This window comes from Enterobacter sp. C3_dUdeg (assembly GCF_057536195.1).
The window spans coordinates 84,748-99,865 of sequence record NZ_BAAKFX010000016.1; the positions used below are offsets into that span (position 1 = coordinate 84,748).

Below are 15,118 nucleotides of genomic sequence, written 5' to 3' on the forward strand. Positions count from 1 at the left end.
CTCTGACATTTAATTTAATTGCCCACTTTCAAGTGTATGATCAAGAACATTTGGTGTAATCATTACAATCAACATTTCTCTATTTTTTTCACCACCACGGCTACCGCCCACAAGTTTGAAGCTTGAAGTACCTTGGCCTATATCACTTGTGTTATTACTTGTTTGTTCAAAGCCAGCAACTATCAGCGTTGATCCATTTCGAATCATACCCGACTGAATAAATGATCTCTGATCAACATTAAGAAGTTGTATTTCGTCATCTCCGACTTTTACATTATTGAAACCATTATCTTTTCCTGCAAACGATGAAATATTCATATTGTATTGCAACAGGATATTGCCATTATCCATAACAGTTGGCATAAGGCTCATCGAGAATCCAGCAGTTGCGGTTTTGGTTTCAGCTGTCTTGGTTACTGTATTTTCATTAATAATCGAGGATATTTTTTCTATATAGCCACGTGTATTGGAAACCTGTACTGGTACAGGCTGCCCTGACATTGTTGTAACGTTTGATGTTGTCAATACACTAACATCACCATTTTCTTCTAGAAGACTTAAAGCCGCTTTACTGCCTGAAAACTTACCATCTGTTATCGCAATATTAGCGAAACCTGCGTTGGCAGTGCCTACTGGATTTGCAGTACCGAACCCATACTTTCCAACACCACTGGCAAATGCAGCATTGAAGTCAAAATTCCAGTCAGATTTTCGGCTGAGAGTAACTCTATAAACTTCTACTTTTAATGAAACTTGTCGAAGAAGTTTACGATTTATCTCTTGTACTTCACGGCCTACCTTTTCTACCATCGAAGCAGGGCCATTAACAGTAATCGAATTACTTGTTGGCGATGCAGTGAAAGTTCCTTGGTCGCCAACAATATTTTTCAATGTCTCATTAATTTCTTTCCAAAAATCCAATGACATATTAATTTGAGATGTTTGCGTTGAACCTGTTGTTACATCAGCACCTTCACCTCCCGACGCAGAAACTCCCCCAGTCATACTGGCTGAAGAGCTTAGTTGGGTTGGTAAAGATGCTAACTGGAACGTACGTGTGATCTGACGGCTAAATTGAATACGACCATCATGGTATGTCCAACCGATATCAAAATAAGCTGCCGTTAAATTTAGGAAACCTGATAGAGTACCTGTATAATTAACCCTCATCTGGTCCCTTGTTATATCTTTTAACATACCTGAAAACACAGTTGGTGAGCGACCACTGCCGTTAACTACGGACGCTTTAGGTAATACAGTTTCAAGCGCCGCCGCGAGCTCATCTGCTTTACTTTCGCCACTCATAAAAGCATTTGTTTTAACAGTAGATTTGTCTTCCTTAGTCTCTTTTTTAGAGAAAATATCATCTGCAAATGATACGGGTATTCCGCTAGCTTCTGAAATTAGATCACCTATCTCAAGCAAATTTTTTGGATCTGGAGCGAGTAAACGTATACCGCCACGCTCAGCAACATTAGGGAGCATTTGTCCGCTTTGCAGTTTAGTTGCTGTTGCCCCCAGATAAACGCCACGTCTGACGGGTACACGTTTCATGTCAGCAGTGTTTCCAGGATTCTTTGCGCTATCAAGAAGAGTTTCAGCTTCGATTTTATTTTTATTGTTAATATTGTTAGCTTCGTTATACGTTGCGCTACTACACCCTGCTAAAAACAATGAACCAACAACCAAGTTGATCTTGGACTTTAACATTTCAAAATTCTCGCTAATTGAATATTTATATTTGATAGTTATCGACTTGGCTTGTTACCAATCTGAAGAACAAAGTTCCCCTGATATAATTCTGGATAAATTGGCGGATTCATATCACCCAAGGCATCAAACAATTGTTTTATAGCAGAAATATAATCTCCCCTGAAAGTAGCATTTGCTTGTAATGTATAGTTGTACTCTGAATTCCATACCAAGGACCATCCCGCTTTGTCACTCCAATCCTGCAACACAGTATGAAGAGGAGTGCCTTTGGTTGCTATCCATTGATGACCTGTAACATATGGCTTAGTAGAGGCTTTAAATGGATTTACTGGTGTAATAGTTTTGACTGCTTCCTGAGCAACACTAGTAATTTCAATTTTATTTAACATTGATCCATTTGATTTTGTCTCAAGCAGCGGTCCCTTCATTGATGATTCTGAATCTTTGCTCAACATTTTTTGTGCTTGCCCTGTTAACGGAAATAACAATAAACAAAATAATGCAGAAGTGAAATTAATAGTTGATTTCATAATAATATTGCCCCAACATTTGGCTTAAAATGGCATTGGTTGAGGTAAACAACTTCAACCAATCCCTGTTCATTTATAAAATTAGGGTTTTTAACTTTATTTTATTTAAAGGTCCAGACAATTTTCTTTACTGTGGCAGCATCACCTCTTTGGCAAGCTGTATCAACCCCCGTTTCATAGTCAGATGCGCCTGGAACTAAACTACCTTTTGCACCTGCAGTGTCTGAACTGTCATCGAGAATGTTTACAGCTATTACTGAATTACCTAAGTCTGCAGCAGCAATAATGCCGCACGCACCTTTTGGAACTGCAGGAAATGTCACACTATACTCACGTCCACCTGTGCTTGGCTCAATATGTACTGTTCCACCCCATGGATTTACGATCCTTGTGTTAGTGCCTGTCCCAGAAATGAAACTTCTTGGCACTGCTGTTGCAGATGTTAACGTTGCTGATGTAAGTGAAGTGTAAGTAGGTCGTGTAGCGTAAACCGACGACACCCCAGCCTGTATCGCACCTAATAGGCCTTGCGCTCTCTGGATTTTATTGCTTTCAGAAGCAGTATTGTAATACATCACTGCACCTGCAATCACAACTGCTGACAGAGCAAGGACCATAGCCGCTTCGATCAGAGTCAAGCCGTTTTCAAATTTTTTTTTGTTAGTCTTCAATAATGCTTTCATTAATAAAACACCTTTAATTATGGATACATAAGAAAGAAAGACGTAGGGACTTTGTTCAAGGCATTACGACATAGGTACTCTTTCTTGGTTGCTTACTTAAAACGTAAAACTGGCGACCAGTAACTTACCGGAGAAAAACCACATTGAAAGATAAATTTTATTAATTTAACTAATATTATTAAAAATTATACAAAAAAAGAAGTTTGACACTGGTAATGAACTCAAAGCATCAATTTTTAGTTTGTAGATTAAATAGCGATAGGTGTGCCGAGAAATTTATTGGTAACTCTACATGACTTCCTGCATTACATGAGAAGCTTTTGAAGTAAAAATAAACATTCAACAAAATATTGCTGTAGATATACTATCTAATTCAATTCTTTCTCATCATATCTGTAAAGTGATGCAATAACAGACCCTAGTACATAGTAAACATTTCCATCTTTTTGACTGTCTAAAGCCACCAAGGTGTCATCATCTAGATCATGGTTTACTGAATTGATTTAAAATATGACCTAACAATAACAAAGTCGCACGACCCTGGGGAAGATTTAGCATCAACGATTAAGTAATCATTTTCTTTGCAGATCGCTTTTATTTTATTCGTGATTACTTTTATGCAATATAGTTGGTAATGTTTTCCATTTGCACATTACTTCTTACAGAATGCTCTTTCTGAAGTTAGAACATAATCGCTAACAGTAACCCCTGATGCAGTCATCTCACCTACAACCGGAACAGTTACACCTTTATATTTTATATATTCATCGTTTCCAATAGTCCCAGATAACAATAATGCTGGAGGCACGCCCAAAAAATATGCCATAGAAATAGCGTCTTCAATATTCATTTCCTTAAGATTATTTTCGTATTTTTTAAGTTTCCAAGTGCCATTCCAACCACAAAGAAAGGACAGTTCCTCCTGACTAAGATTTGATTTCTTTCTCAATTCCGTGATTTTTTCACCAATTAACGCCATCATATTACCCTTTTGATATTGTATAAGGTTAGCATTTTACTATTACTAACATTCTTTCTAAGTTATATATTCAAATGGAAGCTCATGGATATTTAATCATTTTTATAACAATCGTCTTTTTTATTACTAAAGTATTGCTCAGTACACTTTCGGATGCTTTTCTTCTCTTTTTTATAAATTTCCGTATAATAGTGCAGGGATTTATATGTGCACCGATTTATAGTTTATAAATATCTTCTATAGTGAAAATGAATCGCTTGCTGTAAATTACCTTAGAAAAAATCAAACCTGCTCATAAAGACACATTCATGCTTAGTGTGAAAACCGAAATAAAAACAAGCTTTCAAATACCTATTTCATTTATGTTTAAAGAGTCTTATTTGATTTCGTCTTATAAAGCATCTAACTAAAGCCACATCCCATATTCCGCTTCTTTAGAATGTAACGCAACATAATCTATTGCAATTTATAAAAAAAATACAAATTGCGGAAAAAATAATTTTAGATCAATAGAATAAAAAAGAATAATTAACAATCACAGCCATAACATATCCTATGCTATCACCCTTTATATTTGTTATACATAATCATTTAAGGTAGAACTTTTATCAATTTAGACAGGGTGATCTAGCAATTAATATTTCAGTTTTTACCGACCAGCCAGTAACTGAGGAGAAAAGCACCAATAACTTTCCATCATAACAATTTGGAATTTCTGTAAACATTCTTATTCTAACTGCGAACATTAAACACGATAAGAAGTGAGTATACTATCCACCAGAGGTCACTCACATGACCAAAGCAACATTAATCAAAAGTAAGTAGCGTCTGCCATGGTCCGACAGGAAGCGCCGGAATCCTGTTGAGCACACTGTCACCGTGTAAGTTTCGCGCATAATCGTGCCATTCATATTTAGAGTGGGTCCGGCATAAGCAATCTTCCGACGAAGGAGATCGCTATGAGTAAAGCCCGTTTTACCGGGCATCAGATCATCGATGTGATTAACTCGGTTGAAGCCTGACTAACCGTTTAAGATGTCTGCCTGGAGGCCGGTATTTCTGAAGGCACTCACTACAGTTGGAAGTCCAGATACGGCGGTATGGAAGCTTCTGATATAAAAAAATCAAGGATCTTGAGGACTTGAACCGACGTCTGAAACAGATGTTTGCCGACCTTAGCTTGGAGAACAGGGCACTGAAAGACGTTATCGAAAAAAGCTTTAAAACCAGCCTTTAAGGGTGAGCTGGTCACTCATATGATAACGACATTTGGACTCTGTATCCGCGAGGCTTATCGGAGTCTGAACCTGAGCAGAACGGTTTACTATTTCCGTCCGGATACCATGGGGGACGAACCCGTTATTGTCGCGTTGCAGGCAGTGTGCGAGCGATACCCACGATACGGTTAGCCTAAACTTTTTCAAGTTTTAAGGCGACGGGACACCCATGGAATCACAAAAGGCTCCACCGTATTTACTCTCTGCTGAAACTGAATTTTCGCTCTAAGGGCAAACAGCGGCTGCCGGTGCGCAATCCCTCGCCACTGGCCACCCCGTAAGCGGTGAACCAGAGCTGATCTGCCGACTTTATGCATGATGCCATGGTCTGCGGCCGTCGTTTTCGCACGTTCAATGTAACCGTGAGAGTTTGCCGATTGATATCGATCTGAATCTGTCAACTTTGCGCATGATCCGTGTGCTTGACAGGATCGAGGCAAATCGCGGCTATCCTCTCATGCCACGCATGGATAATGGTCCCGAATTTATCTCTCTGGTGCTGGCTGAATGCGTAGAGAGGCACACAGTAAAACTGGAGTTTATCCAGCCGGGTAAGCCGACACAGAACGCTTTGATTGAGCGCTTTAACCGAACACACCGTACAGAAATACTCGTTTTTATCTGTTCAGAACGCTGAATGAAGTGCGGTAAATCACGGAAAAATAGTGATCAGAATATAACTTTGAACGCCCGCATGAGTCTCTGAACAATATGACACCGGAGGTATACCGAAAGCACCATTATTTGGTCGGGAGCTCAAAAAATGCATGGTACTAAGACGGGACTATTTGCAATCGTTCCCCACTCAGTCGGTATGAGTATAAATTCTATACGAGACACAGCAAAAAGCAGCGGCATATTAGGCCGCCTGAAACCAAAAACTGCGTATTTACTGAAAATCCTTGTATCAATCGGCTCGCAGAAGAGGAAGGGAGAGAGGTCATTCCCCAAAAGGCCATGGCAAACACCGCGCAACGCCTTAAGTTGCACATTTCTTCATCCAGCATTAGAGATGTAGCGGGCAACTGCCGTCATCTGTAGCTTCGTGTAAAGACGGGTCAGCTGTATTCCCATCAGTTGCCGATGTCAAAGAACTGCACAAACAGAATCTTTCGTTCGCGAACCCAGCCAAAACTGCCTAAAAGACATAAATTACTCAGCCGAGAAGAATTTCAATACAAACGCCTAGTTTCGAGTCATTTGTTGATTTCGTAGGCAAGAGCAAGTTTTAGTCATAGGGACTAAACCTCAAAGCAGGAAATGTATATTGAGGATACTCCTAACACAAGCTGCATGAGTAAATGAATTCGATTAACAGGCAATATAGTCTCAAAGTGAATCCGCTGAATCGATAAAGCTAGAGAAATCAAAGATAATTACAAAAAATTATGTTTATTTATTAGCTATCGCCGTCGTAAATAAACAACTCCGGATTCCCCGGAAAATGTCTTTAATGATTATTAATGTTGTAAGGAAAGTATGATGAAAAGAACATTAATTGCTGCAATGCTGTTCAGCCCGCTAATTGCTAACGCTGCAACAGTATCCAATGTCACACCGCAAACTAAAACCGTTGTTATCTCAGCGCCAAACGCCTTTACTCACGTCCTGACACCAATTACGGGACTGACAGCTGGAAATGTACCGGCGGGTGGGCGCGAAGTCGCTACGGGTGAAGTGAAACCTATTTCTGGCGGTAGCCCGGCGCAGTATGCCGTTCAGTTCGCCAGTGGCGGAAATAATACTTTAACTACGGCAGGTGTTAACGCCTCCATTAAAGGTTCATCTAATCCGTCAAATTTGCTGACACTAACACTACAAGCAGATAGCACAATGACAGCTCCAGTTACCACACAAACAGTCGCAGGGACATCATGGTTAGTGTATCCTTCTTCAACATCCTTCAAATATGTGCTGAACGCTACTAATACAACCATCAGCGCAGACAGCTATCCAGTAACCGTTAACGCAGCTGTATATACACCATAGTCATGATGATACGCCCGAAGATATTCTCCGGGCGTATAGGGTAGCATGGTTACGAGATAAGATAATTAACTCTATCACCACTCCTCACATCCACTAAGCATTCATCGAGATTTTTATGATTTTTTATCATGATATTCATGCTGAATTTAAAGAAAGTGAATTGATTTCGGAGTAAACAAAATCCTTAATAAGTTAACCAGTACATATCATCACATTACTTAAAGTTATGTTTTATTTCTCTTGCCGTTTATACGGTTCTCCGGACATCCGGGAACAAACTCATTTTAAGCTCCGCGAGGAAAACACGATGAAAAAAGCAATTATGGCTGCGATGCTGCTGACCCCATTAGCAGCAAACGCCGCATCAGTAGATAATATTACCCCGCAGTCCAGAACCATTGTTATCTCAGCACAAAACGCTTTTACTCACGTCCTGACACCTGTCAGGGGACTGACGGCTGGGTCTGTTGCGCCCGGAACAACAACAGAAGTTGCAAACGGTGAAGTTAGTGCTGTATCAGGGGGAGCTCCGGCCCAGTATGCCGTGCAGTTTGCCAGCGGTGGGAACAATAGCGCGCCTGTGGCATCCATTGACGCAATAATCAAAGGCGCTTCTGACCCGGCTAACACCCTCACTCTTCTCCTGAAGCCCGACAGCACGATGTCGCAAAACGCTTCAACGCCGTATGTAGGTGGTACCCAGTGGCTTGTTTATCCTTCATCGACATCCTTCAAATATGTCGTGACTGCGACAAATTCCACAATTAAAGCCGACAGCTATCCGGTCGTCGTTAATGCAGCGGTGTATACACCATAGTGAATACAAAGCCCGGAGTTTCCGTCCGGGCTTTCAGAACCATCAGGAACAGACAAATGATAAAAGCGACATCAACTCTGCTGGTCTTCTTTTTTCTTTCATTCAGTGTTTATTCGCAGGAGCTACAGACCACACAAAAAAATTTCGCTATTGAACTGAGCACATCACGCGTCATTTTCACTGGAGACAGGAAAAGCGTTGCACTCTCTGTACTCAACCCCCAGTCCTATCCGGTTCTCGTTCAGTCGATTTCATTGAAAGAAGATCTGAAAACACCAGGATCATTCATGATTACGCCCCCACTCATCAGACTTGAAGCGCAGCAGAGAAGCAACCTTCTTGTACGGCTCATAAACAGCTCTGGTTTTGCGGATAACAGGGAAAGCATGGAATGGATGTGTGTCAAAGGTATTCCACCAAAGGATAACGCTGATATGCCTTCAGCGCCAGGAGTTCCGGAAGTGGTCCTGCAGGTTTCTCTCAATACCTGCAACAAGATATTTTATCGCCCTAAAGGTATGACTACGTCTCCGGCATCATTTTACGGAAGCCTGAAATGGACCGTCATGGACGGGTACTATATCGTCAAAAATGATGGTCCCTTTTACATGAACTTCGCAGAAGTAAAGCATAACGAAAAACCCGTTATCGGCTTTGACTATATTGCTCCATTTAGTGAGAAAAAAATCAAAGCTGCCAAATCCAGTACTGGTGTCATACAGTGGAAGCTTGTCACCGATACTGGAGGAGTAAGTTCAGAGTATAAGTCACAACTCTAGTATGAAACTGAATCCCTATTTTCTTACTTTTTTAATCTGCGTTAACGGAATGACAACTGTACTGGCTAAGGACTATGAGTTTGATGCCAGTCAGATTGGAAATACGAATAACGGTATTGATATATCCATATTCAATAATGGGGGACAGTTACCGGGTACCTACTCTGTTGATATTTACGTCAACAAAAAATATTCAATACAGAAAGATATCTATTTTTACAACGTCTATGATCTCAATGGCAAACCAGTTCTTACGCCTTGTTTAACCAGAGAGTTGCTGCTCAATCTTGACATTCTTGTCGACAACTATCCCGAGGCCGCAGAAATTAAACCTGAAAATGAAAACAGGTTCTGCACAGTGCCTGAAGCGATCCCGCAGGCTCAGGTTGATTTCAGCCTCGCTGCCCAAGAACTTTACATCAGCGTTCCGCAGGTGGCTATGCAAAAGAAGATATATGGCATTGCATCACAGGATAAATGGGATGATGGCATTTCTGCGTTCAGGTTAAATTACGATATCAATGGAGCAAAGACAACGTTCAGTTCAGGAGAGCAGAAGAGTAGAGATGAACTATGGTCCACACTTCAGCCTGGGCTGAATTATGGCAGTTGGCGCGTGCGCAATATAACAGGCTTCAGCAAAAGAAGTAGTGAGGCAGCTGTCTGGCAGCGTGGAATCACCTATGCCTCCACCGCTTTGCGCCCTATCAAAAGCACCCTTACTGCAGGAGAATCCTTCACCCAGTCAGATATTTTCGAACCATTCATGATCCGTGGAATAATTCTTAACACCGATGAAGGAATGTACCCGGCAAATATGCGCGCCTTTTCTCCAGTGGTTAAAGGCATAGCAAGAACGCAAGCAAAAGTGACCGTAACCAGTAATGGAATAGCGATCTTCAATGATATGGTTCCGCCGGGACCTTTTATCCTCGATTCTCTGCCGCTCTTTACACAGCAGGGAGAACTGCTGGTAACGATCGATGAAGCTGACGGCCAGAGGCAGACCTTTACTGTTCCGTGGCAAGCACCTGCCATAGCGGTTCCGGACGGCTATTTCAGATACAGCATTTCTGCAGGTGAATATCAGGCAGGAGGCTTTAAGGCAAGTAACACACAGGTTTTCCAGTCCACTGCGGTTTACGGTCTTAATGACAGGATTACGTTGTACGGAGGCTATCAACGCGCGTCTGACTTTTATGCAATTCTTTCCGGCGCAGGGGCCTCACTTGGTTCTCTGGGCAGCACCAGCCTTGACTATTCTCATTCGGCAAGCACCTTTTCGGATCAAGCTTCATGGGAGATCTGGCGATTTCGTTACTCTAGTCAGATAGAGTCTTCAGGTACAGGTCTTCAGCTTGAAAGCAGACGTTACATGTCACCAGGCATACAGACGCTACCTATGGTTATTCAGAGCGCAGGCCGGAAAGCCGAAGAAAGAAATGGACCACGAACGCAGTACAGCGTTGCCCTGAGCCAGTCTGCCAGTCAATATGGCTCTTTATACATCAATGCTTCACATCAGGGAAATTATGATGGCTCAAAGAATCAGAACTTAGGAGGTGGATATAGCCTTTCGCTCCCCGGTACAGGTACGCTGATGCTCGACTGGTATGAGCAGAATACGACGCACACCCGGTCGGAAAAAATGAAAGAACGTATCATATCACTCATGCTAAACTTTCCTCTGGAAAGAATCACGGCTGCGCCGATCAATATGAGTTATCGACGGACAGCCTTTCGCAACAACATTACGCAGGATTTCGCGCTGAACGGTGCTTCTTCAGACCAATCATTTTTCTGGAATGCAGGACACAGCACGGAAAATTCCTCGGCATCTGAAAACATCAAAACATCGTCTGTGCAGCTAATGCTGGACACCCGTTCTGCTCAGTTGGGTGCCTGGTACAGCAGTAACAACAACTGGCAAACAGCCGGCACAGGAATTTCAGGAGGTCTGCTGGTTCATCATAAAGGTATTACCGCCGGCCCGTCACTGGGCGAGACCGTTACACTGGTGGATGCAAAAGGTGCGGATAATGTCAGCATTTTCAATACAAGCAATATTGTCACTGACAGCAGAGGATATGCACTCATTCCCTCTGTTGCTCCCTATCAGACAACGAATATAAGTCTTGATCCATCAACTCTTGCGGAAAATTTTGAAATCGGGCATACCGATGCAACCGTAACCCCAACGCGTGGCGCAATCATTCCGGCAACCTTTAGCGTCGTAACAGGAAATCAGGCTGTTTTTAGTCTTAAGCTTAAAAATGAACATCCCGTCCCCTTCGGCGCGGTGGCATCACTCGCAGAAGGGGATTCTATGGGTATTATTGATGAGTTCGGCAGACTTTTCATGGCTGGACTGCCTGACGCAGGAACAATAAACATAAAATGGGGAAAGGAATACTGCAGTATAAATTTCAACCTTTCCGAAAAAAATAAAGAGTCAGCATTTCATATGCTCAGTACAGTTTGTGCCTGAGATAAGTTTAAACATCATGTCAGGATATTATTGAAAGTGCATACTTATAAACATCAGCGGCAGAGAAAAAAAACTGCAGAGCTTTCGGTACTAATTTTTATCATTTTTATTCTTTACCTCATCACGCTGCCATTGAGTCCTCTGTGGCTACCAGATGAAACACGGTATGCTGAAATCAGCCGTGAAATGCTGATATCCGGAGAATGGTTGTTCCCGCGCATTTTTGATTTCGGCTATTTCGAAAAGCCTAGCGTAGGATACTGGCTCAACAGCGTCTCACAATGGATATTCGGTCACAATAATTTTTCGGCCAGGGCTGTATCTGTTCTGGCGACCATGTTGAACGCCTTACTGGTGTTCAGAATGAGCATAGCGGTTCGCCAGGATGTTAATCAGGGGCTTATCTCGATGTTAATATATGTATCCACATCGATGGTATACGGAACGGGAACTTACGCCATCCTCGATCCTACCTTTACCTTCTGGATCACCCTCTCTATTTATTTGTTCTGGAAAAGCCTGAACAGTCCAAGTAAAGCAAACGCTTCAGTCTGTTCATTTGCGGGAGGCCTAGTGTGCGGGATTGCCTTTCTGACGAATGGACTTTTGGCATTTGCCATCTGTATTATTGTGATTGTTGCATGGTGCGTGATATTCCGCAGAATGAAATCGCTGCTTTTCGCATCTCCCCTTATCATTGCCGGTGCCCTGATATCTGCCCTGCCCTGGACCATCATGGTCTACAGGCAGGAACCCGAATTCTGGAGCTGGTTTATCAGGGAGGAACATACGAAGCGATTAATGTCGGGCAATTCGCAGCACAGCTCCCCTTATTGGTTTTATCTTCCCATTATGTTTCTGGGGATGCTGCCCTGGGTTGGAGCACTGCCGGCAACACTTAAACAGACATGGCGCCAGGCAAAAGAGATACCTTCAGTAGGCTGGATGGCATTAAGCGTTACCGTACCTTTTATTTTTCTGACCCTCTCTGGTGAAAAACTGCTGACGTATATCCTTCCTTGCTTTGCGCCGCTGGCCGTCCTCATCGCACACATGCTCTGTACACCTGGGCAGCACGTAAAGCGAGCATTACAGAATAATTGCAGAATAAATATCATTGTGGGCTTAATCGGGATTGTACTGATTACAGGTGTCCTGTCCCCTTGGGGGGCGCACCCTCTTTATACCGGGAGTGAAATGATCCCACTTGCGATGGCAGTCTGCAGCTTTGCATTCTGGGCGATGATGGGAATGGTCTCCCTTAAGCAAAAACACTATGCACTTCTGGTTGCGCTGTGTCCCTTTGCTGTAGGGTTAATGAATAACATATTTATTCCGCACGCGGTGGTGTATTCGAAACAACCCCAGCCATTTATAGAAAGCATCCAAAATCAGCTGAAAAACAGTGAATTTATCGTTGTACAAAATGCCGGTCTGGCCTCGGCGGTTGCATGGGAATTGAAACGTTCTGACATTATTCTCTTAGGCAATAAGGAGGACATTTTCCGGAGAGAATTACGGAAGACGACTGATGATAGAATGATTCTTGAAAGCCATTTCAACCAGTGGCTGGAGGACAGGCGTCTTGATAATGATGTATCTCTGCTGCTGTACATATCTGATGAAAACTTTATTGACATGCATAAGATCCCCGTGGCTGATACAATATGGCGACAGGAAAAATTTATGCTATTGCATTATATCAAGCAGTCTGAGTAATTACTGATGCGAGAAAAAATGGAATGTTTCGTCATTGACGCCCTGTATCTTAATGGGCGATACGCCCTTGTCGTACGCGACGGTGACATAAAACTTCTGATTGAAGCACTATATATACACGCTGTAAGAAAAGGCGATATTCTGATACTGTCAGATAAAAGTACATACACTGTCAATTATGAGGAGGGAAGGTCGTTAACCGTACTGAGCGCCACACAATTTTCAAGCTCTCAGTGGCGTATTCTGAAGAAACTTTCGTACTTTGAAAAAGTCGAATGTAATTAGAATGCGCTTATCAGTTCTGTGATACTACATATCGGCAATGGTTTTTAGTGAACTCTTCTATCTTCCTACTAGTTATAGCAGCCCCTGCTACAGGAGGCTGCCGCATACCGGCTCAATTATTGAATAGTTTCGAATGGCATTGTGAAAACGATCATCTCAGCCAATATCGCTAACAATAGATTAAAACTTTATTTCCCTGCAATTTTAGCCAACCCACATGGCCGCCACTGCTACTTAGCCCTTTCATAAAAAACAGCCATGCCATCATTTTTAAAAACGTATGCACGTTCAAAGAAAATAGACACGCAGATACTGGGGAGCCGTATAAGGCATAAATGTGCCAGAACAAAGTAAAAACTTCTCACCATTTCAGTTTTTAACAGTAGGCCACAGCAGTGGTTTGTATGCTTAGTGATTCAGGATATAGATAAAAAATACATATTATCAACAATAAAAAGACGACCGAATCCTTTTGCATTCTATTTCATAAAAAAAAGCACCTCAGGGAGGTGCTTTTGAAAAGTTAAATACATCTCAAGTTAATATTTTTACTCGAATGTCCACTTAGAGGGAGTTGTTGTATCGAGGATATTCATACCGTTAGCTTGATTTGAATCTAAATCTATAACAATCACATTCAGTGCACCAGGGTTGCTTTCTTCTGGATTGCCCTGATTGTTAGCAATAATTGAGATGTTGTTATTTCCACCTGCAATAAAATTATTGACACCAACAGTACAGTAGTTTTTATCCCACTTACATTGACTGCTGAGCGGGGTACCATATGACTTCCCGTTAACCACAACGTCTTCAATGGTATCATCTGCAATTACGCGAATAATGCCTGTGGTACTACGGGTTGTAAAAGGACTCGCATTTCTGAAAGTGTAAGAGCCGACTCCGTAATTGTTAATAAGCGGATCAAATGGCCAGATAAGGCCTTTCATTTTATTACCATTTTCGTCAACAACATATTTGAAATTACTCCTATAATCGCCATTTTCTGGTACCGTCTGAAGTGTCATACCTACACTAAGTCCACTCTTTGCAGTTGAGACTGTACCACGAACATTCTTACTGTTCCGGGCTAGAACGGAAAGTTCGATAAGTTTACCCAAATCTGCCGATGTAATATCCCTTTCAGGTACAATACCTTCATCAATGATGGCATTCTTGCTATTGGTAACATCAACCGCAGTGCCTCCGCCTCCCTCACCAGGCTGATTCCATGCATACAGTGATGCATCTTCAGGATATCCGTTATTCGAATCAAACTGATATGAGCCGTAAACTTTCCCGCCAACAGCAAAGCTACCTTTGATCTGAAGATATTTGATTTCAGGGATTGCCGCCGGATTGACGATAGAGCCGTCACTTCCCCCGCCGCTTGCCTCGTTACCTTCGTTACTGCTCATGCTGGTGTCCACCGTCAGCGTGTTACCCGATTTCGACGCGCCGTTTCTGGCCTGCACCGACAGCTCCAGTACTTTGCCCACGTCTGCTGACGTGATGTCGTAAGGTTTAACATTACCCGGTGACGGCACCACGTCTGTTGTCGTCGCGACACTTGCTGCCGACTTACCTTTTTCATCCCAGGCATACGCCGAACGATCATCCTTGTTGCCCGTGTTCGCATCGAACTGGTAGGTCCCTGACAGCACCTGGCCCAGCTCAAGCATCCCGGACAGTTTCAGACCGGACACTTTCGGCTCTGCCGCCGGATTGACGATAGAGCCGTCACTTCCCCCGCCGCTTGCCTCGTTACCTTCGTTACTGCTCATACTGGTGTCCACCGTCAGCGTGTTACCCGATTTCGACGCGCCGTTTCTGGCCTGCACCGACAGCTCCAGTACTTTGCC

General features: G+C 42.7%; 10 protein-coding genes and 2 pseudogenes. 7 read left to right on the forward strand and 5 right to left on the reverse strand.

Annotated features, from left to right (window positions below; genetic code table 11):
• Positions 1-9: 9 nt before the first annotated feature.
• The 4 genes from AC27FC_RS22025 to AC27FC_RS22040 form a co-directional block, all read right to left on the reverse strand.
• Positions 10-1,710: a hypothetical protein gene (locus AC27FC_RS22025; RefSeq protein WP_487160396.1), complete on the reverse strand. Its 1,701-nt coding sequence runs from the start codon at positions 1,708-1,710 to the stop codon at positions 10-12.
• A 38-nt stretch (positions 1,711-1,748) separates the two neighbouring features.
• The gene (locus tag AC27FC_RS22030) at positions 1,749-2,243 is read right to left on the reverse strand and encodes a toxin co-regulated pilus biosynthesis Q family protein (protein WP_487160397.1); all 495 of its coding nucleotides are present in this window, start codon (positions 2,241-2,243) and stop codon (positions 1,749-1,751) included.
• A 101-nt stretch (positions 2,244-2,344) separates the two neighbouring features.
• Positions 2,345-2,926, reverse strand: coding sequence for a type 4 pilus major pilin (locus tag AC27FC_RS22035; RefSeq protein ID WP_487160398.1), 582 nt, complete (start codon positions 2,924-2,926; stop codon positions 2,345-2,347).
• A 652-nt stretch (positions 2,927-3,578) separates the two neighbouring features.
• Positions 3,579-3,908: a helix-turn-helix domain-containing protein gene (locus AC27FC_RS22040; protein WP_487160399.1), complete on the reverse strand. Its 330-nt coding sequence runs from the start codon at positions 3,906-3,908 to the stop codon at positions 3,579-3,581.
• Positions 3,909-4,864: 956 nt separating this feature from the next.
• Between AC27FC_RS22040 and AC27FC_RS22045 the strand changes: the two are divergent.
• The 7 genes and pseudogenes from AC27FC_RS22045 to AC27FC_RS22075 all read left to right on the forward strand — a co-directional run bounded on the left by AC27FC_RS22045 (position 4,865) and on the right by AC27FC_RS22075 (position 13,259).
• Positions 4,865-5,959 (forward strand): annotated as a pseudogene (locus AC27FC_RS22045) (IS3 family transposase).
• Between the two features lie 702 nt (positions 5,960-6,661).
• Positions 6,662-7,171 (forward strand): hypothetical protein, encoded by a 510-nt coding sequence (locus AC27FC_RS22050; RefSeq protein WP_487160400.1) that lies wholly within the window; start codon positions 6,662-6,664, stop codon positions 7,169-7,171.
• Between the two features lie 307 nt (positions 7,172-7,478).
• Complete coding sequence (locus AC27FC_RS22055) at positions 7,479-7,988, forward strand: hypothetical protein (RefSeq protein ID WP_487160401.1); 510 nt, start codon at positions 7,479-7,481, stop codon at positions 7,986-7,988.
• 56 nt (positions 7,989-8,044) lie between these two features.
• Positions 8,045-8,767: a fimbria/pilus periplasmic chaperone gene (locus AC27FC_RS22060; protein ID WP_487160402.1), complete on the forward strand. Its 723-nt coding sequence runs from the start codon at positions 8,045-8,047 to the stop codon at positions 8,765-8,767.
• A gap of 1 nt (position 8,768) precedes the next feature.
• Positions 8,769-11,255, forward strand: coding sequence for a fimbria/pilus outer membrane usher protein (locus AC27FC_RS22065; protein ID WP_487160403.1), 2,487 nt, complete (start codon positions 8,769-8,771; stop codon positions 11,253-11,255).
• Between the two features lie 36 nt (positions 11,256-11,291).
• On the forward strand, positions 11,292-12,974 hold the full coding sequence (locus tag AC27FC_RS22070; RefSeq protein ID WP_487160407.1) for a phospholipid carrier-dependent glycosyltransferase: 1,683 nt from the start codon (positions 11,292-11,294) through the stop codon (positions 12,972-12,974).
• A gap of 18 nt (positions 12,975-12,992) precedes the next feature.
• Entirely contained in the window at positions 12,993-13,259 is a 267-nt protein-coding gene (locus tag AC27FC_RS22075; protein WP_487160408.1) for a hypothetical protein, read from the forward strand.
• A 548-nt stretch (positions 13,260-13,807) separates the two neighbouring features.
• On the opposite strand, the pseudogene AC27FC_RS22080 reads toward AC27FC_RS22075, so the two are convergent.
• Positions 13,808-15,118 (reverse strand): annotated as a pseudogene (locus tag AC27FC_RS22080) (hypothetical protein); the annotation flags it as partial.